We start from the raw sequence: 22,892 nt of genomic DNA, 5'->3' as shown, positions 1-22,892 counted from the left end.
GCTACGTGGTTACGCTGCGCTACCGCCTCCGCGCTTGACCCGAGCACGTCAGAACTTCAGCAGGTTGGCGTCGTCGACCGAGGTCGAGCGGCGGGCGCGGAAGATGGTGATGATGATGGCCAGACCGACTACGACTTCGGCCGCGGCGACCACCATGGTGAAGAACGCGAACACCTGACCATCGAGGTTCGCGTGCATCCGGGCGAAGGTGACGAACGCGAGATTCACCGCGTTGAGCATCAGCTCGATGCACATGAAGACGATGATCGCGTTACGTCGTAGCAGGACCCCCGCGGCGCCGATGGTGAACAGTAACGCGGACAGGAAAAGATAGTTCTCGGGATTCACCGGATACCTTCCTCGTCGGCGGGATGGGTGGTGCCGGTGCCGGATCCCGGATCTGCCGGGGCACCGACCGAGAGCACGGCCGCATCGGTGAGCGCCTGGGTACGGCGGTGGCGCAGAATCGTCGATACCGACAGTTCCTCGAAGGATCCGTCCGGGAGCCGGGCCGGTACATCCACGGCGTTGTGCCGGGCGTAGACACCGGGGGTGGGCAGTGGCGTGGGCCGGTGCCCGGCGTCCCGGAACCGCCGTCGCGACAGTTCCCGCTGGCCGAGTTTCGGGCCGAAATGCTCCCGATGCGCGAGCAGCATGGCGCCGATGGTGGCGGCGATCAGCAGCGCGCCGGTGAGTTCGAAGGCCCAGACGTAGCGGACGAAGATCAACTCGGCCAGTGCGCCGATCACATCGCGGCCCGGGAAACCGTTGGCGGGGAATTCGATTCCCGAGTTACGGATCCCGTGTGCGATACCGGTGCACAGCAACACCCCGAAGCCGATACCGACCACCGCCGCGGCGATCCGTTGTCCGCGCAGGGTCTCCCGCAGGGATTCCGCCGAATCGACACCGACCAGCATGAGCACGAACAGGAACAGCATCATGACCGCGCCGGTGTACACCACGATCTGCACCACCCCGAGGAACAGCGCATCCTGGGCGATGTAGAACACCGCCAGTGTGATCATGGTGGCCGCCAGGCAGATCGCCGAATGCACGGCCTTGGCGGCGAACACCATACCGAGCGCGCCGAGCACCGCCAGCGGAGCCAGAATCCAGAACTGCACTGTTTCACCGGTCCCCGCGCCGGTCAGCGGTGGGGCGGCGAGCAGGGATGATTCGATGCCGATCATCGGGAGCCTCCCTGCGCGGTGCCGGCGGTGGGCCGCTCCGGTGCGGCGCCCACCCGCCCGAGGTAGTAGTCGGCCTCGGTGCTACCCGGCTGCATCTCGTGCGGCGGGGCCTGCATCTCCGGTGCGAGCGGCGCGAGCAACCGATCTTTCTCGTAGATGAGATCGGCGCGGTTGTCGTCGGTGAGCTCGTAGTCGTTGGTCATCGTCAGCGCCCGGGTCGGGCACGCCTCGATGCACAGCCCGCATCCGATACAGCGCAGATAGTTGATCTGGTACACGCGTCCGTACCGTTCACCCGGGGAGAAGCGTTCCTCGTCGGTGTTGTCCGCGCCCTCGACGTAGATCGCGTCGGCGGGACAGGCCCAGGCGCACAGTTCACAGCCGATGCACTTCTCCAGCCCGTCGGGATGCCGATTGAGCTGATGGCGGCCGTGATACCGGGGTGCGGTGGGCACCTTCTCCTCGGGATAGAACTCGGTATTGGGTTTCTTGAACATGGTGAGCGCGGTCACCGCGAAACCCGCCAGTGGTTCGAGAAGGCCGGGGGAGGAGGTGATGGTCGAGGTCCGCTCCGGTAGCGGCGGGGTCGGGAAGCCCAGGAAGACCTGGGCGCCCCCGGATGCCCCGGGCGGGGATTTTCCGGCCGGGAGGTCGTCTTCGGGGCCGAACTCCGGCGCGACGGCCGGGGCGTTGCCGGCCCGCAGGAACAGTCCGATCAGGAGTCCGGTGAGCAACAGGCCGCCGATCACCAGAATCGGCGTACCAACCGGGTAACCCTCCAGGTCGAGGACCCGGGCGGTAGCCACCACCATCACCCATACGAGGGAGGTCGGGATGAGCAGCTTCCAGCCCAGGTTCATGAACTGGTCGTAGCGCAATCGGGGCAGGGTGCCACGTAGCCAGATGAACACGAACAGGAACATCCACACCTTGGCGGTGAACCAGAGCAGCGGCCACCAGCCCGAATTCGCGCCCTCCCAGAGATTGATCGGGAACGGGGCCCGCCAGCCGCCCAGGAACATGGTGGTCGCCAGCGCCGAGACGGTCGCCATGTTCACGTATTCGGCGAGCATGAACATCGCGAACTTCAGCGAGGAGTACTCGGTGTGGAACCCGCCGACGAGTTCGCCCTCGGCCTCGGGCAGATCGAACGGAGCCCGGTTGGTCTCACCGACCATGGAGATGCAGTAGATGAGGAACGAGGGCAGCAGCAGGAAGACATACCAGGTGGGTTGCTGGGCGGCGATGATGCCGGAGGTCGCCATGGTGCCACCCAGTAGGAATACCGCCGCGAAACAGAGGGCCATGGCGATTTCGTAGGAGATCACCTGCGCGGTCGAACGTAGACCGCCGAGCAGCGGATAGGTCGAGCCCGACGCCCAGCCGGCCAGGACGATCCCGTAGACGCCGACGGAGGTGACCGCCAGGATGTACAGAACGCCCACGTGGAGATCGGTGAGCTGCAGGGCGGTTCGCTGGCCGAGGATGGAGACCTCCGGCCCGAACGGGATCACGGCGAAGGCCAGCACGGCCGAGACCACCGAGATGATCGGCGCGAGGACGAAGATCGGTTTGTCGACGATCGCGGGGACGATATCTTCCTTGAACGCCATCTTCACGCCGTCCGCGGCGCTCTGCAGCAGGCCCTTGGGCCCGACTCGGTCGGGCCCGACCCGCATCTGCATCCAAGCCACGACCTTACGTTCGATCAGCACCCCGAACAGCACGGTCAGCAGCAGGAACACGAACACGGCAACGGCTTTGGCGGCGACCAGCCACAGTGGGTCGAGACCGAAGAGGGACAGATCAGTCATGGTCGGATATCTCCGTCCGCTGGTCGGCGCGCCGCAGGGTGACGACGTCGCCCGGTCGTGCGCCGAGATCGGTGTGGATCGAGCTGCCGGGTGAGTTCATCGGCAGCCACACCACCCGGTCCGGCATCTCGGTGACAGCCAGGGGCAGCGTCACCGCGCCGCGCCGGGTGGTGACGGTGACCGGATCACCTTCGGCGGCACCCACTTCCTCGGCGGTGGCCGCCGACAACCTGACCACGGGCGGCCGCGCGATACCGGCCAGATTCGGTTCGCCGTCCTGCATCCGGCCCAGGTCGAGCAGCATGCGCCAGCTCGCCAGCACCGCGGTGCCCGGCCCGGGGTGGGCCGGCTGCGCGGCCGGATACGTGGGCGGCGTGACGGTGGCTCCGGTCCAGACGCCGAGGCGGTCGAGTTCGGCGCGTGCGGTCGTGGTATCGGGGAGCCCGAGCGGCACGCCCACTTCCGCCGCCAGACTGTGCAGTACCCGTAGATCGGACAGCGGCGCGGCGGTACGGCGAACCGTGCTGTCGGTGAGAGCCGCCGCGAACGGCCGCGGGCGACCCTCCCAGGTGCGGAAGGTACCGGATTTCTCCATCGCCGTGGCCACCGGGAAGACGACATCCGCGTGGGCGGTGACCTCGCTGTGCCGCTGTTCCAGGGAGATGACGAAATCAGCGGAACGCAGTGTGGTCCGGGCGGCGGCGGGGTCGGGGAGATCGGTGAGTTCGATACCGCCGATCACCAGGGTGCCCACGGTCGCCGTGCCGTCGAGGATCGAACCGATATCGCGACCGGGTGTATCGGGAAGATCGGTGACACCCCAGATCTCGCTCACCTGCCGCCGGGCCTGGGGATCGGCTACCGGGCGACCCCCCGGTAGCAGTACCGGCAGGGCACCGGCCTCCAGCGCGCCGCGTTCCCCGGCCCGCCGGGGTACCCAGGCCAGTGCGGCGCCCGTATCGGCGGCGAGGCGGATGGCCGCCGACAGCGCGCCGGGTGCGGTCGCCAGTCGCTCGCCGGCCAGGATCACCGCGCCGGGTTCGCGCAGCAGCTGTGCCGGGCCGGGGCCGGGTTCGGTCAACTCGGTGAGGATCCGGGCCTCGGTGCCGGGGACCGTCGCGAGAAGAGTGCCCGACATCCGCTCCAGGCCACGCGACGCGTAGGCGGCCAGCGAAAAGATCGGCACGCCTCGGGTCCGCGCCGCTTTGCGCAGCCGGAGGTAGACGATCGGCGACTCCTCTTCCGGTTCGAAACCCGCCAGCAGCACGACCGGTGCCGCGGCCAGGCTGTCGTAGGTGACAGTGCCGGTGTGCCCGGCGACCCAGGCTCCCAGGAATTCCGCTTCCTCCACTGAATGAGCCCGGGCCCGGAAGTCGATATCGTTGGTGCCCAGTACCGTTCGCGCGAACTTGGCGTACGCGTACGCCTCCTCCTCGGTGACCCGGCCACCGGTGAGTACTGCCGCGTTACCCACTCCGGCCCGCAGTCCGCGGGCGGCGGCCGCGAGCGCCTCGGACCACGAACACGGTGCCAGTGCTCCGTCGGCTCCGCGCAGCAGGGGGCCGGTGATCCGATCCCGTTCGCCGGCATAGGCGAACGCCCAGCGGCCCTTGTCGCAGTTCCATTCCTCGTTGACCTCGGGATCGTCACCGGCGAGGCGGCGCAATACCTTTCCGCGGCGGTGGTCGGTGCGCTGGGCGCATCCCGATGCGCAGTGTTCACAGACGTTCGGGCTGGAGACCAGATCGAACGGGCGGGCCCGGAACCGGTAGCTGGTGCCGGTGAGCGCGCCGACCGGGCAGATCTGCACGGTGTTGCCGGAGAAGTACGAATCGAGGGGTTCGTGCTCGGCGGTACCGACCTGCTGCAGCGCCCCGCGGTCGAGCAGTTCGATGAACGGGTCGCCGGCGATCTCCTGGGAGAAACGAGTGCAGCGGGCGCACAGAACGCACCGCTCGCGATCCAGCAGGACCGCGGTCGACAGCGGAATCGGTTTCGGATACTCGCGTTTCACCCCTTCGAAGCGGGTCTCCGCGCGACCGGTGGACATGGCCTGGTTCTGTAGCGGGCACTCCCCGCCCTTGTCGCAGACCGGACAGTCCAGGGGATGGTTGATCAGCAGCAGCTCCATCACACCCTGCTGGGCTTTCTGCGCGACCGGGGAATCGAGCTGGGTGTGCGCGACCATGCCCTCGGTGACCGCCATGGTGCAGGAGGCCACGGGTTTCCGTTGCCCCTCCACTTCCACCAGGCACTGCCGGCAGGCGCCGACCGGGGCGAGTAGCGGGTGATCGCAGAACCGCGGGATCTGGATGCCGATCAGCTCGGTGGCGCGGATCAGCAGCGTGCCGGCGGGAACGCTGACCGTGGTGCCGTCGATCGTGACGGTGACCAGGTCGGCCGGTTGCAGATCAGCGGAATCGGAACGGACGGTGGCCGTCATCGGATCCCCTCTCCGGCCGCGGATCCGGCCCAGGCGGTCGCGCGGGCCGGATCGAAGGGGCAGCCGCCCTGTGTCATATGCGCGAGGTACTCGTCGCGGAAGTACTTCAGCGAGGACACGATGGGGCTGGCCGCTCCGTCGCCGAGCGCGCAGAAGGACTTACCGTTGATGTTGTCGGCGACATCCAGGAGTGTGTCGAGGTCGGTGGGTGTGCCCTGACCCGATTCGAGGCGGGTGAGCAGTTGCACCAGCCAGTAGGTGCCCTCCCGGCACGGCGTGCATTTCCCGCAGGATTCGTGGGCGTAGAACTCGGTCCAGCGCAGTACGGCACGTACCACGCAGGTGGTGTCGTCGAAGATCTGCAAGGCCTTGGTGCCCAGCATCGACCCCTGTGCCATCACGTTCTCGTAGTCGAGTGGGACATCGAGATGTTCGGCGGTGAACAGCGGGGTAGAGGAACCACCCGGGGTCCAGAACTTCAACGACCGGCCGGCCCGCACTCCGCCGGCGTATTCGAGTAGTTCCCGCAGTGTGATACCGAGCGGCGCCTCGTACTGACCGGGCCGGGCGATATGGCCCGACAGCGAATACAGCGTGAAACCGGGGGATTTCTCGCTGCCCATGGAGCGGAACCAGGCCGGGCCGTTGCGGATGATGGGCGGCACGCTGGCGATGGATTCGACATTGTTGACCACGGTGGGGCTGGCATAGAGACCCGCGACCGCGGGAAACGGCGGTCGCAACCGCGGTTGGCCGCGCCGCCCCTCCAGCGAATCCAGCAGGGCGGTCTCCTCACCGCAGATATAGGCGCCGGCGCCGGCGTGCACGGTGAGCTCCAGGTCGTAGCCGGAGCCGAGGATATCCCGGCCCAGCAGCCCGGCCGCGTAGGCGTCGGCGACCGCGGCGTGCAGTCGGCGCAGCACCGGAACCACTTCACCGCGCAGATAGATGAAGGCGTGGGCGGCGCGGATGGCATAGGCGGCGATGATCACGCCCTCGATCAGCGAATGCGGGGCCGCCAGCATGAGCGGGATGTCCTTGCAGGTGCCCGGTTCGGACTCGTCGGCGTTGACCACCAGATAGTGCGGTTTCATCGAACCGTCGGGTTCGGGGGTCTGCGGGATGAAACCCCATTTCATACCGGTCGGGAATCCGGCGCCGCCGCGGCCGCGCAGCCCGGCGTCCTTGACGGTGGTGATCACCTGGTCGGGGGTCATGGCGAGCGCGATCGGCAGCGCCTCGTAACCCTGGTGGGCCCGGTAGGTGTCCAGGGTCCAGGAATTCGGGAGGTTCCAGTACTTGCTGAGGACCGGGGTCAGGGTCATCGGGCACCGCCGTCGAGGTCGTCCGGTATCTCGGGAGCGCGCATACCCTGCTCGCGTGCGGTGTCCAGGCCGGTGAGCGTCGGGGTGCCCGGGTCGCCGTCGAGCACACCGGGCCGGGTGTCCGGAAAACCGGCCAGCACCCGCGCGGTCTCCCGGAAGGTGCACAGGGGTGCCCCACGGGTCGGGGTGACCGTTCGCCCGTCGCGGAGCGCGTCCACGAGTTCGCGGGCCGATTCCGGGGTCTGGTTGTCGAAGAACTCCCAGTTCACCATGATCACCGGCGCGTAGTCGCAGGCCGCGTTGCATTCGATGTGTTCGAGGGTGACGGCGCCGTCGTCGGTGGTCTCGCCGTGTGCGATCCCCAGATGGTCGCGTAGTTCGGTGAGAATGGCATCGCCCCCGAGGACCGCGCACAGCGTGTTGGTGCACACCCCGACGTGGTAATCGCCGGTAGGAATGCGCCGGTACATGGAGTAGAAGGTGGCGACCGCGGTCACCTCGGCGCCGGTGAGTCCGAGCAGATCCGCGCAGAACTCGATCCCGGTACTGCTGACGTATCCCTCTTCCGATTGCACCAGGTGCAGCAGCGGCAACAGCGCCGAGCGGGGCTGCGGATATCGCGCGATGATCTCCTTCGCGTCCGGTTCGAGCCGGGCGCGGACATCGTCGGCGTAGGGCTGCGGCCGGGTGCTCAGACGCAACAGGATCTCGCTCATGAAGCCTCCTTCGAAGCGGGTGCATGCGGTCCGCGGAGGCCGCATCGGAGGCGGAGGTATCGCATCATGAACTCTTCCTCGAATCCGGTACATGCGGTCCGCGGAGGCCGCAGCGAAGGCGGAGGTATCGCATCAGCGGTCCACACCACCCATCACGGGATCGATACTGGCGACGGCCGCGATCACATCGGCGACCATGCCGCCCTCGCACATAGCCGCTACGGCTTGGAGATTGGTGAAGGAGGGATCGCGATAGTGCACGCGGTAGGGCCGGGTGCCACCGTCGCTGACCATATGGACGCCGAGTTCCCCGCGGGGGGATTCCACCGCCGTGTACACCTGCCCTGGCGGTACTCGGATGCCCTCGGTGACGAGTTTGAAGTGGTGGATGAGCCCCTCCATCGAGGTCCCCATGATCTTGCCGATGTGCTGCGGCGAGTTACCCAGGCCGTCGGAGCCCAGTTGCAGATCCGCGGGCCAGGCGATCTTCTTGTCCGCCACCATGACCGGGCCCGGGCGCAACCGGTCCAGGCACTGCTCCACGATCGCGAGGGACTGTTTCATCTCCTCGATCCGGATGAGGTAGCGGCCGTAGCAATCGCAGGTGTCGGTGGTGGGAACGGTGAACTCATAGGTGTCGTAACCGCAGTAGGGCATGGCCTTGCGCAGATCGTGCGGCAGCCCGGTGGACCGCAGGACCGGCCCGGTGACGCCGAGTGCGATACAGCCGGTCAGGTCCAGGTAGCCGATGTTCTGGGTGCGGGCCTTGAAGATCGGGTTGTGGGTGAGCAGATGCTCCATATCGCGCAGGCGTTTCGGCATCAGCTCGAGCAGATCGCGGACCTTGCCCACCGCGTCGTCGGGCAGGTCCTGGGCGATACCGCCGGGCCGGATGAACGCGTGGTTCATCCGCAGGCCGGTGATGTTCTCGAAGACGTCGAGGATCAGTTCGCGTTCTCTGAAGCCGAACAGCATCGGGGTGAGCGCACCCAGTTCCATACCCCCGGTCGCCAGTGCCACCAGATGCGAGGAGATGCGGTTGAGTTCCATGAGCAGCACCCGGATCACGGTGGCACGTTCGGGGATATCGTCGGTGATACCGAGTAGTCGTTCGACACCGAGGCAGAAGGCGGTCTCGTTGAAGAACGGAGACAGATAGTCCATCCGGGTGACGAAGGTGACGCCCTGGGCCCAGTTACGGAATTCGAGGTTCTTCTCGATACCGGTGTGCAGATAGCCGATACCGCAGCGGGCCTCGACCACCGTTTCGCCCTCGATCTCCAGGATCAGCCGCAGCACACCGTGGGTGGACGGATGCTGCGGACCCATATTGACGACGATGCGTTCCTCACCCGCACCGCGCAGCGCGTCGGCGACCTCGTCCCAGTCCTGTCCGGCGACCGTCAGGACCTGTTCGGTGGTGTTCTCGCCAGTGGGGTCCGTCGACGGGTGGCCGGCTCGGGAGTCGTCACTGTCCGGCCCGCCGGAGACTCCGGGCCGGTAATCGGTCTCGCTCATCAGCTGTATGCCCTCCGCTCATCGGGCGGCGGTATCCGCGCGCCCTTGTACTCGACCGGTATCCCGCCGAGCGGGTAGTCCTTGCGCTGCGGATGGCCGCGCCAGTCGTCGGGCATGGTGATTCGGGTCAATGAGGGATGCCCGTCGAATCGGATACCGAAGAAGTCGTAGGTCTCCCGCTCGTGCCAGTCACAGGTGGGGTACACGCGGTACAGCGACGGGATGTGCGGGTCGGTATCCGGAGCGGAGACTTCGAGGCGCACCCGCCGGCCGTGGGTGATCGAGTTGAGGTGGTACACCGCGCGCAGTTCGCGACCGGATTCGTCCGGGTAGTGCACGCCGCTCACACCGAGGCACAATTCGAAGCGCAGCGCCGGATCGTCGCGCAGCGCTCGCGCCACCGCCACCAGATGGTCGCGGTCGATGTGCAGGGTGAGTTCGTCGCGGTCCACCACGACCCTCTCGACAGCGGCGTCGAACCCGGCGCCGGCCGCCAGGGCCGCGCGCAGCAGATCGACCACCGAATCGAAATAGCTCCCGTAGGGCGGGGCGCTGCCGCCGGGTAGCGCGACCTGATGTACCAGGCGGCCGTATCCGGAGGTATCGCCGCTGCCGGAGATCCCGAACATGCCCCGGCGGACCCCGATGACCTCGTCGGTGGGACCGATCGGCTGTTCGGGCTCCACGGCGCGGCTGTCGGTGGATTCGGGCCGGTCGGTGCTCATCGCAGCAGACCTTCCATCCGGATGGTCGGCGTGGCCGCCAGTGCCGCCTGCTCCGCGGCGCGGATCGCCTCGGTGCGGTTCACGCCCATCGGGGTCGCCTGGATCTTCTCGTGCAGCGCGAGGATGGCATTGAGCAACATCTCCGGGCGCGGCGGGCAGCCCGGTAGGTAGATATCGACGGGGACCACGTGATCCACGCCCTGGACGATGGCGTAGTTGTTGAACATCCCGCCGGAGGAGGCGCACACCCCCATCGCCAGTACCCATTTCGGCTCGGTCATCTGGTCGTAGACCTGGCGCAGGACCGGCGCCATCTTCTGGCTGACCCGGCCGGCCACGATCATCAGATCCGCCTGCCGCGGCGAGGCGCGGAAGACCTCCATCCCGAAACGCGCCGAATCGAATCTGCCACCGCCGGTGGCCATCATCTCGATCGCGCAGCAGGCCAGACCGAAGGTGGCCGGCCAGACCGACCCCTTGCGCATGTACCCTGCCATGGCTTCGACCGTGCTGAGCACGAAACCACTGGGCAGTTTCTCTTCCAAACCCATGTCCGACTACTCCCTGGGTATCTGCCCGCGCCGAGGCGCGGTACGGCTGATCGGAGGTTCGCGGCTCAGTCCCAGCTGAGGCCGCCGCGCCGCCATTCGTAGGCGTAGGCGACCGAGACATTGACGATGAACAGTGCCATCGCGGCCAGGCCGAACACCCCGAGCGCATCGATATGGACCGCCCACGGGTAGAGGAAAACGATCTCGATATCGAAGATGATGAACAGCATCGCGGTGAGGTAGTACTTCACCGGAAAGCGTTGTCCGGTAATACTTCCCGCGCCACCGGCGGTGGCATGCGGTGTCGGTTCGATACCGCATTCGTAGGCCTGTAGTTTGGCGCGGTTGTAGCGTTTGGGGCCGATCAGTCCCGCGATCAGGATCGAGATCACCGCGAACGCGGCGGCGACCGCGCCGAGGACCAGTATCGGCAGTTCGGTGTTCACGACTGCGCTTCCCCTCCTTGCGAACTGGAACCCCGCGGTGGTACCACCGGGTTCCGCGAACGGGGTCGGGCGGTCGATGGGTAGGCCCACGCCGCTGGATCGTCCCCGAATTCGAGAATGGGCTGGGGAAGGATTAGGCGGCGCGGGTCATATGTCATCTCCCGCGCTCATGTGAGCTACAGCACAGCCTACAACCGTTACGGCAGGACGAACGCGGATTCGCGGACCGCTTTGATCGAATTCGCGACTGAGATTTATGAGCGAAAGAACGTAATCGCCGCTCAGGCCGCAGGGCGCCGGCGGAGCAGATCGACCACGATCTCGGTGAGTCGCAGCGGGTCGATCGGGTGGGCGGCCACGGCTTCGGCACGAGACCAGTTCGCCAGCCAGGCATCATCGGCGCGACCGGTGAGCACGATCAGCGGCGGGCAGTCGTGGATCTCGTCCTTGAGCTGTTTGGCCAGGCCCATTCCGCCCACCGGGGCGGATTCGCCGTCCAGTACGGCCAGTTCGGCGGCGCCGGCATCCATCCGCTCCAATACCACCGGGGCTGTTGCCACCTCGAGGTACTCCAGTGGTGGTAGATCCGGATGCGGACGACGCCCGAGTGCCAGCATCACCTGGCTCCGGGTGTCGGCGTCGTTGCTGTAGACCAGGACCCGCAGCGCAGCGGGGGGATTCACATCGGCCACGTGCGCATGGTACGTCCGCGACCGCGTGCTCCGTGGCAGCTTGGCCGAGATCGGCCCGCGAGCCGGTCGGCGCGGTCGGCGACGAGATGCCGGCGCGGGCCGGGATGCGGCCTGTGTACGCGCACGGCTGTATGCCTAGGCTGCTCGTGTGACGGACGAGTTGATCGGGGAACTCATCGATACGGTCGCCTGGGTCCTCATCGAGGACGGGCGGATCCTGTGCGCGCGTCCGCGCGGCAGGGATGTGTTCTATATTCCGGGCGGGAAACGCGAAGCCGGCGAATCCGACGAGCAGACGCTACTGCGCGAGGTCGCCGAAGAATTGACGGTCGCCCTGGTTCCGGCCACGGTCGCGCCGGTCGGGGTCTACGAAGCGATCGACGGCGCGGTGCGAGTGCGGATGAGCTGTTACCGCGCGGACTATCGCGGAACGCTGGTCGCGAGCAGCGAGATAGCCGAGCTCGACTGGTTCGGTTACGGCGACCGGTCCCGGGTGCCGCCGGTGGACCAGCTGCTCTTCGACGAACTCCACGCGGCAGGGCACCTCGCCCACTGACCCCCGGCGGGCGGAGCCGGGTGGTGGCTCCGCCGTACCGGTCTACTTGGTCGTGAGGTTCGGGCGGGTGGCCCGCTCGATGAGATGCTCGATCAGACTGAGCAGCACATTCTTCGCCGATACCCGGTCGCGCGCATCGCACAGCATCACCGGGATGGACGGATCGAGGTCGAGGGCGTCGCGGACCTCGTCGATCGTGTACCGCGGCGCGCCGTCGAAACAGTTCACCGCGATCAGGAACGGTAGGCCGCGCCGCTCGAAATAGTCGATGGCGGCGAAGGAATTGCCCAGCCGCCGCGTATCGGCCAGTACCACCGCACCGAGCGCTCCTCGGGCGAGCTCGTCCCACAGGAACCAGAAGCGATCCTGGCCGGGAGTGCCGAACAGGTACAGCACCAGGTCCTTGTCGATGGTGATCCGGCCGAAGTCCAGCGCCACCGTGGTGGTGGTCTTGGATTCGACACCGGACAGATCATCGATCCCGGTACTGAGTTCGGTGATCATCTCCTCGGTTCGCAATGGCGGGATCTCGCTGATCGAGGCCACCATGGTGGTCTTGCCGACGCCGAAACCACCGGCGATGAGGACCTTCACCGACGCAGCAAGAGCCGGAGCCCCGGGGTCCATCCGGGCAGGGTCAAATTTTTCGGATTCCATCCAGTACCGCTCGCAATATGTTGAAGTCGCCGGGACCGGACTCCATCTGCACGGGAGCCCGGAAGATCAGTTGGCCGTCACCGATCAGATCTCCGACGAGAATCTTGGTCACCGCCAGCGGCAGTTTCAAGACGGCTGCCACCTCCGCCACGGTTTGTGCTTCCGTGCACAGGTGCACGATTTCGGTGTACTCGGGTTCGGTCCGGCGCAACGGCGGGGCACCACGAGCTTCGACCACGACTGTGAGCATATCCAGGTCGTGTCCCGCGCCCACAGTACGACCCTTGGTGATGGCGTACGGCCGCACCAGAGGTCCGGCGTCGTCGTCGAACCAGGGTTCCCGCTGCCCGGTCATACCCGCATACCCGTCATAGCGCCGTTGCTGTTCCCACGGTTACTGGGGTTCGGCCCCGGCCCCACCACGGGAGCCGGTCGACAGATGGCTGCCGACCCGCTGGACGGTGAGGTTCATCTCGTAGGCCACCATCCCGAGGTTGGCGTCCGCGGCGGCCTGGACGGCGATGCAGGCGTTGTCACCGGCCGAGGTGACGAACAGGACGGCACGATCGAGTTCGATCACCGCCTGCCGTACCGCACCACCTTCGAAGCGAGCACCGGCGCTGCGGGCCAGCCCGTGCAAAGTGGACGACATCGCGGCGAAATGCTCGGCCTCGGTGCGATCCATTTTCGAGGAGTGGCCCAGCAGCATTCCGTCGGTGGACAGGACAACCGCGAGGCGAACGCCGGCGAGTCGCTCGACGAGGTCGTCGAGCAGCCAGTTCAGGTCACCTTGTGTGGAAGTGGACACTTAGCCTTCCTGTTCATCCGGGGATGCGCCGTCCGACGCCGGGTTTCCGGCGCCGGATTCCGCGGCGGGCGATGGCTTGCGGCCCTGGCGGGTGCCGTTCTCGATCGCCGCCATCAGATCCCGGGCCTGTTCGGCCGAGCGGGGCCGCATCGTTGAGGTCCCGGCGGCGTCCGAAACTTCTGGTCGCGGTGCGACTTTAGCCTGCCTGCTACGGCGGGGTAAAGCCGGACGACCGTCGGGCAGCACGGCCGGTTCGGCGGTCGTCTGCGCGGCTTCCGGCCGGGTGCCGGGGCCGGTATCGGGCGCACCGGCCGGTGCGGTGTCCGCCGGCTCATCGGCGGGGTCGGATTCCCGAGGCCGGTCCGCCAGCAGTGTCGCGATGGCGGAGGCCTCCGGGAGGGGTTCGGTGTGGTTCTCCGGACCGCTGTCCAGGCCGTTCGGTGTGGGTCGCGGCAGGCCGGCCAGCGGGGCCGTTTCCTCGGCGGGATCGGTCAGCAGAGTACCGGGCACGATGACGACGGCCCGTACGCCGCCGTACTCCGATTCCCACAGTCGTACCGAGACTCCGTGGCGGGCCGCCAGCTGCGCGACGACGAAGATACCCAGCCGCGAATCCTTCTGCAGGGACGCGACCTCGAAATTCGGCGGGTTCTCCAGGAGTTCGTTGAGGCGGTCGCGGTTGTCCTCGGGGATGCCCATGCCCTGATCGGTGATCTCGACGGCCACGCCCTTGCCGATGACCGAACCGGTGACCTGGACGCGGGACTGCGGAGGAGAGAAGGAGGTCGCGTTGTCGACGAGTTCGGCGAGCAGGTGGATGAGGTCGCCGACCGCGTTCCCGGCGATCCGGAGTTCGGGGAGCCGGGCCAGACGCACCCGGGTGTAGTCCTGTGTCTCTCCGACGGCGCTGCGCACCAGGTCGACCAGCGGTACCGGGGCCCGCCACTGCCGGCCGGGTTTCCCGCCACCGAGGATGGTGAGGTTCTCGGCGTTGCGGCGTTCGCGGGTGGCGAGGTGGTCGAGTTTGAACAGGATGTCCAGCATGGCCGGATCCTCTTCGCGCCGTTCGGCGTCGTCGAGTATCTCGAGCTGTTTGTGGACCACGATCTGGCTGCGGTGGGCGATGTTCAGGAAGATCGCCTTGACGCCCTCCTGGGTGCGAGCCTCGGTGATCGCGGCGTTGACAGCGACCGCGTGGGCGTGTTCGAAGGCGGTGGCCACCGCGCCGAGTTCGTCCCGGCCGAAGTCGAGTTTGGCGGCGGCCTCGGTTTCGTCGATGTCTTCCCCGGCGCGTAGGCGCTCGAGCATATCGGGTAGGCGTTCATCGGCGAGGGCCAGCGTATGGTCGCGCAATCGGACCAGGCGGTGGATGAACCGGTTGGCCAGTACCAGCGAGACTCCGAACACTGCCGCGGAGACCACCAGTACCGCGAGACCGATCAGTAGCGACTGATTGGTGGTCCGGGCCGCCGCGTCCAGCGATAGTTGCTGCATGAGCTGGTTCTGGTCGTCCCAGAGGTTCAGCATCTCCTGGTTGACGTGGTCGGCCGCCGCCTGCCAGGTCGTCAGCTGACCGGGGGAGAGGGCGGCCGAGTGGGCCCCGGCGTCGGCGCCCGGGACGCTGCGCGCGATGAGGGTGTTCTCGGTCCGGTCCAGTAGCCGCCACTCCGGGCTTTCGAGCAGGGTGCGCAACCGCTCGCCGATCTCCGGCTCCAGCTGGGTGGCCAGTAGCGCGGACTCGGTGTGGTAGAAGCCCGTCTGCTGGATGTACTCCTCGGGCAGCGCTACCGGATTGCCGGTGCGCAGCGCCGCGCCGGCCAGGGCGTGGCTGCGCGAGGACGCCTCCAGCGCGTGCATGATCCGGGCGACCAGGGCGAGCTGGCTGACCGCCTCCGGATTCTGTTCGAAGGTGTGCGAGAGGTGGGCACCGGTACTGAGGGCGTCGAGGACCCGCACATAGAAGGTGTAGGCGTCGCCGGTCGGCACCGCCCGGGTGTCGACGACGCCGCGGATATTGCCGAGCTGCTGGGTGAGGGTGGTGAAGGAGCCGACGTCGTCGGTGATCTCCTCGGGCTGTAGTTCCCGGAGCCGCTCCGCTTCCGTGACGAGATCACGTAGCGCCTGTTCGGTGTTGGGCCGGACGGCGGCGAGGGCGGCGGCCGCGGTGGGATCGCCCGCCAGATGCGCCAGGGTGAGCCTGCGTTCGCTCTGGACCACCTCGTACACATCACGAGTGGGGCCCGATACCTCGCGTAACGCCTCGGTCACCTGGCGGTTGTGTTGTCCCTGGTCGATCAGATAGCCCGTCGCACCCACACCGGCCACCAACAGGGTCAAGCTCGGGATGAGTGCGATGGCCAGGATCCGGGCGCGGACACCGAGCCTCGCTCTGAACATCGCCACAAAGTAGCCGTTCACCCGGTTTCCTGCACATCGAATCCCATTGAACAGGACTTGCTTTGACACCTGATCCTGCGTATGCCGCGTGGCGGCAGCCCCAGCGGCCGGTTCAGTTCGCCGCGCCGCGGCCGCCTCGTTTGCGGCCGTCGAGGGCGGCGGTCTCCGCGGCGCTGAGCCGGCGGGCACGGAGCAGGAAGGTCGCTGATTCCTCCGGGCTCGGCCCACCGTTCGATTCACTGCCCGGTGCGGGCCCGGCATCGGCGGGGACGTCCACGGTGAGGTGTTCGCGTTCGAAACGGGTGTAGGCCTCCGCGCTCATCCACAGTTCGGTATGCCAGGCCAGGCGGCCGAAGAGCGTATCGCCCTCGGCGGCGCGGAAATCGCGTATCGGCAGCCAGTCCGGCTGCGGGTCGGTGGAATCGCGGTGCGGAAGGTACAGCAGGATCGGTCCGTGCTGTTCGATCAGATCACGTAACGCGTTGCGGGCCCGATCGGTTACCGCGACCCGGTCGCTGCGATACGCCATCAGCAGCTCCGTGCGCCACGGCACCGCGGTGGCGCTACCGAATAGATCCGATGAAACATATCGCTCCCTTGCACATCGCCTCCGGCCCCGAATCGGACAGGGCCCGGCCCGGTGATCAGGTCCGCCGCTGTCCGAGATACCGGCTCACTGCGGCCGGCACTTTTGCGAACACATTCTTGCGTATTGCGAGCGCCGGGGCGAGAGGGTGTCCATGGTTCGCCGAAAACGACTGTGGTATAGAGCGGTACGGCGGCTGATCTCGTGCGGTCGCGTGGCCGCGTTGCCCGCAGTGATGGCCGCCGATTTTCGAAGCTGCTGCGCGACAACCTATTTCCGGATGAAGATACCGGCGATATCGGCCCGCTCGATCGGAGTGTCGGCATTGGCCTGGACACTGCACAACGCATTCGCCGCCGCGATGGACAGATCCACGTTCGTACCGGTCGGTTCCGCGCCCTGCTGCTCCTCCAGGAACTTGGTGATGGTGACGCGCTGCGTCTTCTGGTCCTGCTGCACGTATTCGCGGCACGGCGTATCGCCGCCCTTGTTCATCGCCCGCTCGATCTCGGTACAGCCGGCCAGTGCGAGTACGGCGGCCGCGATCATCAGGCTCGCGCGGGCTTTCGTGGCGTTCATCGACAACAATCCTCCTGGTCGGCTCGGGCGGCAGCACGCGAACCCGGGCCCGGTCCACTCTATTCCGGGCATACCCCGTCGCAAGGCCCGGTATCAGGAGGAGGGCGCACCGGCTCAGCGCCCGGTGAGTAGTAGACGTGATTCAACCGACAGCTTTCCGGTCCGGCGACTATATGGTGGTCCGTAGTCGTGGGGGATGGGTCCGGAAGTATCGCCGGCAGCGGATGGGTCACCGGAGCGGGAGGGTGCGCGGTGGCCCGGTCCCGGTATCGAGGAAGCCGGGAATGCCGTCGATAACCGAATCGACCAGGGCCGTCGCTGTGGTGCCGAACAAGCTGCCGCGCTTGTCGAGTTGACCGTCGAGCCACAGTGATGCCAGGCCGTGCCCGAGCGCCCAGAGGGTGAGGGTGGTCGGCTCGGCGCGTTCCGGTGCCAGGTCGCCGGCGGCGACGCAGGCCGCGACCGCGTCGGCCAGTACGCCGAACGCGGCTTCGCCGGCGGCGCGGGTATCGGGATGCTTCTCCGGCTGCGACAGTTCCGGGCGGAACATCAACCGGAAGTAGCCGGGCTGGTCTCTGGCGAAGCGGACGTAGCACTGTTCCAGCGCGACGAGTGCGGTGGTGGGGGAATCGGCCGTGGAACGGGCGGTGGTGAGCTGATCGGTGAGCAGCCGGAAGCCCTGAGTGGCGAGGTCGGCCAGCAGTGCCGCGCGATCGGCGAAGTGGTGGTAGGGGGCGCCGGAGCTCACCCCGGCTTCCCGGGCGACCCGCCGCAGGCTCACCGCCGCGATGCCCTCGGTTTCGATGAGCCGCAGACAGGCGGCCAGCAGGGCCTCGCGGAGGGCGCCGTGGTGGTAGGAGGTCCGGGTCACCTTCTGAGGGTAAGCGCATCGCGTTCGATGTACGGAGGGGGTCTGGACAGCAGATCTATACGGTGCTTAGATTATCTGAGCAGCGTTCAGATGGACGCCGACCGACTTCAGGGCAGGTGGAAATGAGCACACGGGTACTTGTCACCGGCGCGACGGGTTTCGTCGCCGGACATGTCATCGTCGAACTACTCGATCACGGCTACGCGGTACGCGGCACCGTGCGCGATCTCGCCGATACCGGCAAGCGCGCGCATCTGGCCGAGTACGCCGTTCGCGTGGGTGGCGACCTGGAATTCGCCGCGGCCGACCTGGAACTCGACAGCGGCTGGGCCGCGGCGGTCGCAGGCTGTACGCAGGTGCTGCATGTAGCGTCACCCTTCCCGCCGACGCCGCCCGACGACGACAGCGAATTGATCCGCACCGCGGTGGACGGCACGTTGCGAGTGTTGCGGGCCGCGGCCGCCGCGCCCGCGGTACGGCGAGTCGTGCTGACGTCTTCCATCGCCGCGATCGCCCACGGGCACCGTGACGATGCGGTGCGGACCGAGGCGGATTGGACCGTCGTCGAACGCAGTCCCGCCTATCAGCGCAGCAAGACGTTGGCCGAGCGGGCCGCCTGGGAGTTCACCGAGTCGCTGCCCGCGGGGCGCGGTCTCGAGCTGGTCGTGGTGAATCCGGGAATGGTCCTCGGACCGCTGCTGGCGCCGGAGACGAGCACCTCGCACGAACCGGTGCGCCGGCTGCTGGCCGGTGACGTACCGGGGTTGCCGCGGGTCGGGTGGTCGGTGGTGGATGTCCGGGATCTCGCGGTGGCGCACCGGCTGGCGCTGGAGACGGCGCAGGCGGCCGGGAAGCGCTATATCTGCGCCGGTGACCACGTGTGGATGCGGGATATGGCGCGACTGCTGGCCGCGGAATACCGACCGCGCGGATTCCGTATCGCCACCCGCGGCCTGCCCGACCCGCTGGTGCGCCTGGCGGCGGTGTTCGACCGCGGCTTGCGGCTCACGGTTCCCGCGCTGGGAAAGGTCGAGCGGCTGAGTGCCGCTCGGGCCCGGAGCGAACTGGGCTGGACGATGCGGCCGGTGGACGAGACGGTCCGTGATACGGCGGAGAGTCTGCTCCGGGAACGGATCGTGACCCCGCCCCGGCGGTCCGCCTCCGCTCCGGGTGGCCGCCGCGTCCGTGCGGCCGAGGCGTGAGGGGCTCGAGATGCTGATCGCGACAGTGCTGATCACCCTCGGTGCGCTGGGGCGCCGGTTCCGGACCGGTCGACGGCCGCGCGACGGTGAGCCGGGCCGGATGCGCGACCGGTCGGTGGGTGTGGCCGGATGGCGGGGCGTATCGGTGGCGATATCGGCCGCGGTGGTCTCCTTCAGCGGTGTGGCGACCGCGGCGGTCGTCTGCTGCTGAGCACCGGACGGTGGAGTGCCGGGAACCCGGATGCGGCCGGGCGCCGGGCTCCGGCATTCGGCGTTTCACTTCGCCGGGTCGCCCATCGCGCGGTGATCCCGGCGCCGGGAGAATATGTTTTAGATCACATGAAGGTGGGTGAAGCGCGGATTCGGGCGGAGTGAGTGGGTCGTATCGGTTCGGTGGCGGCCGGCCCGGGCGTACCGAGTTTCTGCCTTCCGGACTCCGGCGGAGTGTCCGGCGGCCGGTTCGTGCCGTGTGGGCGCCCTGGGTCCGGGCCGTCCGTCGGGGGATGCCGTCCGGCCGGGCGGCGGGATCCCGGGTGCCGCGTGCAGGGGTCGCACGGCCGTCGAATTATTCTGTACTCTCAGTTACACCTAAATGGTGTGTCTGTCACGATTGGCGACGACCCCGGCACGAGCAGACTAGGAACGCAATGACGCGGCATGTCGACGTACTGATCATCGGAGCCGGGCTGTCCGGTATCGATGTGGCCTGCCACCTGGAGAAGGAGAACACCGGGCGCAGCTACGCGATCCTCGAGCGCCGCACCGCGGTCGGCGGGACCTGGGATCTGTTTCGCTACCCGGGTATCCGCTCCGATTCCGATATGTACTCCTTCGGCTACGGCTTCCGGCCGTGGCGCGGTACCCGCATGCTCGCCGACGGCGCTGGTATCCGCCGCTATATCGGCGAAACCGCCGACGAATACGGCGTGACACCGAATATTCGTTTCGGCCGCAAGGTCGTCTCGGCCAGCTGGTCCAGCCCGGACAACCGATGGACCGTGCGGGTGCTCGAGGAGGCGACCGGCGCCGCGGAGGTCTGGACCAGCACCTTCCTGGTCGGTGCCACCGGCTACTACGACTACGACAACGGTTACCGGCCCTCGTTCCCCGGTGAGGACTCGTTCGCCGGCCGGATCGTGCATCCGCAGCACTGGCCGGAGGATCTGGACTACCGCGACAAGAAGGTGGTCGTGATCGGCAGTGGTGCCACCGCGATCACCCTGGTGCCTTCGATGGTCGGCGAGGCCGCGCATGTGACCATGCTGCAGCGTTCGCCCACCTATATCGCCTCCATCCCCGGTGAGGACCCGGTCGCGCTGGGGATGACGAAGGTCGGCTCACCGGCCGGACTCACCTATCAGGTCGGGCGTGCCCGCAATATCGCGGTGCAGCAGGCCAGCTACCAGTTATCGCGCCGGCAGCCGAAGCTGGCCCGGCAGATGTTCCTGAAATGGGTGCGGATGGCAGTCGGTCCCGGGGTGGACATGCGCCATTTCACCCCCGAATACGCACCGTGGGACCAGCGCCTGTGCGTCGTCCCCGACGGAGATCTCTTCAAGGCGTTGCGCCGGGGCGATGCCTCGGTGGTCACCGACACCGTGGCGACCTTCACCGAGAAGGGGATCCGGGTGTCCTCCGGCGAGGAGATCGAGGCCGATATCGTCGTCACGGCCACCGGACTGACCGTCCAGATCCTGGGCGGTGCCGCCCTCGAGGTCGATGGTGAACCGGTCGTCACCCGGGACCGGGTCATGTACAAAGGCTCGTTGCTCGACGGGATTCCCAACGCGCTGATGGTCCTCGGGTACACCAATGCTTCCTGGACCCTGAAAGCCGATCTGGCTGCCGAGTACTTCAGCCGGGTCCTCAACCGGATGCGCGACAAGGGGTACACGCGGTTCGTGGTCCGTGCCGAGGAGTCCGATCGGTCCGAAGTCTCGGTGATGGGCGGTGCGCTGAGTTCCGGCTATATCCAGCGCGGGGACGCGGTGATGCCGCGGCAGGGCACCGGCGGCCCTTGGAAGGTGGTCAACAGTTACTTCCGCGACCGCGCCTACCTGCGTAAGAGCCCCATCGAAGACGGCATTCTGACCTTCACCGACCGCGCCGGCGCCGAGATCACCGGTGCCGGGCGACGCGCCCGCGGCGCGGTGGGCCGGCTCCCATCGATCGGCGCCCGATCCGCCTGAGGCGTACGGGCCGATCGCGCGCCCGGGGCCGGACGGGACATCGGGCAACCGTTCCGGGCGCGAGGACACGGTGGCGTACTTCCGCTCCCGGGGCGGTGCCGGCGGCGTGCGAACCCGGGCGCGAGTGGCGATCCGGATATGCTGCGGCCCGGGCTGGGTAGTTTGATCTCATGACCGAGCGGTTGGTGATCGTCGGCGGTGACGCGACCGGAATGTCCGCGGCCGCGCAGGCGCGGCGTTTCCGGGAGGCGCCGGATCTGGAGATCGTAGTGTTCGAACGCGGGCACTTCACCTCCTACTCCGCCTGCGGAATCCCGTATTGGGTGGGCGGGCACGTGCGGGAGCGCGATCAGCTGATCGCTCGTACACCCGAGGAGCACCGGGCCCGCGGTATCGATGTCCGCTTGCGCAGCGAGGTGGTCGAACTCGATGTGTCCGGGGGCCGGTTGCGCAGCCGGGACCTGGCCACCGGCGTGGAGACCTGGTCCGGATACGACCATCTCGTCCTCGCGACCGGTGCCCGGCCCATCCGCCCCGGGCTGGCCGGTATCGACGCACCCGGAGTTCACGGCGTGCAGACCCTGGGCGACGGCGAGGCGCTCATCGCCGCGCTCGCCGCCGGTACCGGGCGGCGGGCGGTGGTCGTCGGGGCGGGTTATATCGGCGTCGAGATGGCCGAGGCGCTGATCCGGCGCGGATACGAGGTCACCATCGTGCACAGCGGCGCCCAGCCGATGTCGACGCTGGACCCGGATATGGGTGCGCTGGTGCGCGATGCCCTGCGCGGTATGGGCGTGACGGTGGTCGGCGACAGCGCGGTCACCGAGATCCGCACCGGGGACGACGGCCGTGCCCGTGCGGTGGTCGCCGCGGGACGCGAGTACCCGGCGGATGTGGTGGTCCTCGGGATGGGCGTGGTTCCGGAGACGACGCTCGCCGCCGCGGCCGGACTGCCGCTCGGTGCGCACGGCGGATTGCTCACCGATTCGGCCATGCGCGTGATCGGGCACGAGAACATCTGGGCGGGCGGGGATTGTGTGGAGGTGCTGGACCTGGTGTCGGGGATGCACAGGCATATCGCCCTCGGTACCCACGCGAACAAGCACGGTCAGATCATCGGCGCCAATATCGGCGGCGGATACGCGACTTTCCCCGGCGTGGTCGGTACCGCGGTGAGTAAGGTGTGCGATCTGGAGGTGGCGCGAACCGGGTTGCGGGAGAAGGATGCCCGTGCCGCGGGCCTGCAGTACGTTACCGCCACGATCGAATCCACCAGTCGTGCCGGATATCTTCCGGACGCACCCCTGATGACGGTGAAGATGCTGGCCGAACGGCTCACCGGCCGGCTGCTCGGCGTGCAGATCGTGGGTCGCGAGGGTGCGGGTAAACGTGTCGATATCGCGGCGGTGGCCCTGACCGCGCGAATGACGGTGGTGCAGATGACAACACTCGATCTGGGGTACGCGCCACCCTTCTCGCCGGTATGGGATCCGGTGCTGGTGGCGGCGCGCAAAGCGGTGCGCGCGGTCGGGGAGCGCGGGTGAACTCGCTCGTCGGCGTACCGCGTACTATCTTCCATCGTCAGTACGGAACGGGTCGAACGAAGGGGGACGGTGTGCGGACC

At 67.6% G+C, this 22,892-nt stretch carries 23 protein-coding genes; 5 read left to right on the top strand and 18 right to left on the bottom strand.

Annotation, left to right across the window (positions count from 1 at the left end; all coding sequences use genetic code 11):
* Window positions 1–48: 48 nt before the first annotated feature.
* The 11 genes from nuoK to IEY68_RS01100 form a co-directional block, all read right to left on the bottom strand.
* Window positions 49–348 carry an NADH-quinone oxidoreductase subunit NuoK gene (gene nuoK, locus IEY68_RS01150; RefSeq protein WP_058855693.1) on the bottom strand — a complete coding sequence of 100 codons (300 nt, stop codon included), beginning with the start codon at window positions 346–348 and terminating at the stop codon, window positions 49–51.
* Window positions 345–1,193 carry an NADH-quinone oxidoreductase subunit J gene (locus tag IEY68_RS01145; RefSeq protein WP_058855694.1) on the bottom strand — a complete coding sequence of 283 codons (849 nt, stop codon included), beginning with the start codon at window positions 1,191–1,193 and terminating at the stop codon, window positions 345–347. Before IEY68_RS01145 ends, nuoK begins: the two co-directional genes overlap by 4 nt.
* On the bottom strand, window positions 1,190–3,007 hold the full coding sequence (nuoH, locus tag IEY68_RS01140; protein WP_062995708.1) for an NADH-quinone oxidoreductase subunit NuoH: 1,818 nt from the start codon (window positions 3,005–3,007) through the stop codon (window positions 1,190–1,192). Before nuoH ends, IEY68_RS01145 begins: the two co-directional genes overlap by 4 nt.
* A complete protein-coding gene (locus IEY68_RS01135; RefSeq protein WP_058855695.1) occupies window positions 3,000–5,450 on the bottom strand; it encodes an NADH-quinone oxidoreductase subunit G in 2,451 nt (816 codons plus the stop codon). Before IEY68_RS01135 ends, nuoH begins: the two co-directional genes overlap by 8 nt.
* On the bottom strand, window positions 5,447–6,775 hold the full coding sequence (gene nuoF, locus IEY68_RS01130) for an NADH-quinone oxidoreductase subunit NuoF (RefSeq protein ID WP_058855696.1): 1,329 nt from the start codon (window positions 6,773–6,775) through the stop codon (window positions 5,447–5,449). The genes IEY68_RS01135 and nuoF overlap by 4 nt, the downstream gene beginning before the upstream one ends.
* Entirely contained in the window at window positions 6,772–7,491 is a 720-nt protein-coding gene (nuoE, locus tag IEY68_RS01125; RefSeq protein ID WP_058855697.1) for an NADH-quinone oxidoreductase subunit NuoE, read from the bottom strand. Before nuoE ends, nuoF begins: the two co-directional genes overlap by 4 nt.
* Before the next feature lie 132 nt (window positions 7,492–7,623).
* Window positions 7,624–9,009 (bottom strand): NADH-quinone oxidoreductase subunit D, encoded by a 1,386-nt coding sequence (locus tag IEY68_RS01120; RefSeq protein WP_189093965.1) that lies wholly within the window; start codon window positions 9,007–9,009, stop codon window positions 7,624–7,626.
* Complete coding sequence (locus tag IEY68_RS01115; protein WP_058855698.1) at window positions 9,009–9,734, bottom strand: NADH-quinone oxidoreductase subunit C; 726 nt, start codon at window positions 9,732–9,734, stop codon at window positions 9,009–9,011. The genes IEY68_RS01120 and IEY68_RS01115 overlap by 1 nt, the downstream gene beginning before the upstream one ends.
* Window positions 9,731–10,285, bottom strand: a complete 555-nt coding sequence (locus IEY68_RS01110) for a NuoB/complex I 20 kDa subunit family protein (RefSeq protein ID WP_058855699.1) — start codon at window positions 10,283–10,285, stop codon at window positions 9,731–9,733. The genes IEY68_RS01115 and IEY68_RS01110 overlap by 4 nt, the downstream gene beginning before the upstream one ends.
* Before the next feature lie 65 nt (window positions 10,286–10,350).
* On the bottom strand, window positions 10,351–10,731 hold the full coding sequence (locus IEY68_RS01105) for an NADH-quinone oxidoreductase subunit A (RefSeq protein ID WP_058855812.1): 381 nt from the start codon (window positions 10,729–10,731) through the stop codon (window positions 10,351–10,353).
* 281 nt (window positions 10,732–11,012) lie between these two features.
* Window positions 11,013–11,423, bottom strand: a complete 411-nt coding sequence (locus IEY68_RS01100; RefSeq protein WP_156426265.1) for an Rv3143 family two-component system response regulator — start codon at window positions 11,421–11,423, stop codon at window positions 11,013–11,015.
* Window positions 11,424–11,571: 148 nt separating this feature from the next.
* Here IEY68_RS01100 and IEY68_RS01095 point away from each other — a divergent pair, with 148 nt between their 5' ends.
* A complete protein-coding gene (locus IEY68_RS01095; protein WP_082681473.1) occupies window positions 11,572–11,979 on the top strand; it encodes an NUDIX hydrolase in 408 nt (135 codons plus the stop codon).
* Between the two features lie 42 nt (window positions 11,980–12,021).
* On the opposite strand, the gene IEY68_RS01090 is transcribed toward IEY68_RS01095, so the two are convergent.
* From IEY68_RS01090 to IEY68_RS01060, 7 genes are all read right to left on the bottom strand, one after another.
* Window positions 12,022–12,606, bottom strand: a complete 585-nt coding sequence (locus tag IEY68_RS01090) for a GTP-binding protein (protein WP_036512093.1) — start codon at window positions 12,604–12,606, stop codon at window positions 12,022–12,024.
* Between the two features lie 10 nt (window positions 12,607–12,616).
* Window positions 12,617–12,991 (bottom strand): DUF742 domain-containing protein, encoded by a 375-nt coding sequence (locus IEY68_RS01085; protein WP_058855701.1) that lies wholly within the window; start codon window positions 12,989–12,991, stop codon window positions 12,617–12,619.
* A gap of 39 nt (window positions 12,992–13,030) precedes the next feature.
* Entirely contained in the window at window positions 13,031–13,444 is a 414-nt protein-coding gene (locus IEY68_RS01080; RefSeq protein WP_058855702.1) for a roadblock/LC7 domain-containing protein, read from the bottom strand.
* On the bottom strand, window positions 13,445–15,841 hold the full coding sequence (locus IEY68_RS01075; RefSeq protein ID WP_058855814.1) for a nitrate- and nitrite sensing domain-containing protein: 2,397 nt from the start codon (window positions 15,839–15,841) through the stop codon (window positions 13,445–13,447). It abuts the gene before it with no gap.
* 112 nt (window positions 15,842–15,953) lie between these two features.
* Entirely contained in the window at window positions 15,954–16,370 is a 417-nt protein-coding gene (locus IEY68_RS01070; protein ID WP_156426266.1) for a DUF779 domain-containing protein, read from the bottom strand.
* Window positions 16,371–16,697: 327 nt separating this feature from the next.
* Entirely contained in the window at window positions 16,698–17,006 is a 309-nt protein-coding gene (locus IEY68_RS01065; protein WP_058855704.1) for a hypothetical protein, read from the bottom strand.
* Between the two features lie 229 nt (window positions 17,007–17,235).
* Window positions 17,236–17,877 (bottom strand): TetR/AcrR family transcriptional regulator, encoded by a 642-nt coding sequence (locus tag IEY68_RS01060; RefSeq protein ID WP_063916171.1) that lies wholly within the window; start codon window positions 17,875–17,877, stop codon window positions 17,236–17,238.
* Window positions 17,878–17,999: 122 nt separating this feature from the next.
* Between IEY68_RS01060 and IEY68_RS01055 the strand changes: the two genes are divergently transcribed.
* The 4 genes from IEY68_RS01055 (at window position 18,000) to IEY68_RS01040 (ending at window position 22,812) form a co-directional block, all read left to right on the top strand.
* On the top strand, window positions 18,000–19,079 hold the full coding sequence (locus IEY68_RS01055; protein ID WP_058855705.1) for an NAD-dependent epimerase/dehydratase family protein: 1,080 nt from the start codon (window positions 18,000–18,002) through the stop codon (window positions 19,077–19,079).
* 10 nt (window positions 19,080–19,089) lie between these two features.
* Window positions 19,090–19,290: a hypothetical protein gene (locus IEY68_RS01050; RefSeq protein ID WP_156426267.1), complete on the top strand. Its 201-nt coding sequence runs from the start codon at window positions 19,090–19,092 to the stop codon at window positions 19,288–19,290.
* 436 nt (window positions 19,291–19,726) lie between these two features.
* Window positions 19,727–21,268, top strand: a complete 1,542-nt coding sequence (locus IEY68_RS01045) for a flavin-containing monooxygenase (protein WP_058855707.1) — start codon at window positions 19,727–19,729, stop codon at window positions 21,266–21,268.
* Window positions 21,269–21,438: 170 nt separating this feature from the next.
* Entirely contained in the window at window positions 21,439–22,812 is a 1,374-nt protein-coding gene (locus tag IEY68_RS01040; protein ID WP_058855708.1) for an FAD-dependent oxidoreductase, read from the top strand.
* Window positions 22,813–22,892 lie beyond the last annotated feature (80 nt).

The organism is Nocardia jinanensis (assembly GCF_014645735.1).
Classification (GTDB): Bacteria; Actinomycetota; Actinomycetes; order Mycobacteriales; family Mycobacteriaceae; genus Nocardia; species Nocardia jinanensis.
Note: the sequence above shows the minus strand (reverse complement) of the source record. Positions and strands in the feature narration are given on the sequence as shown.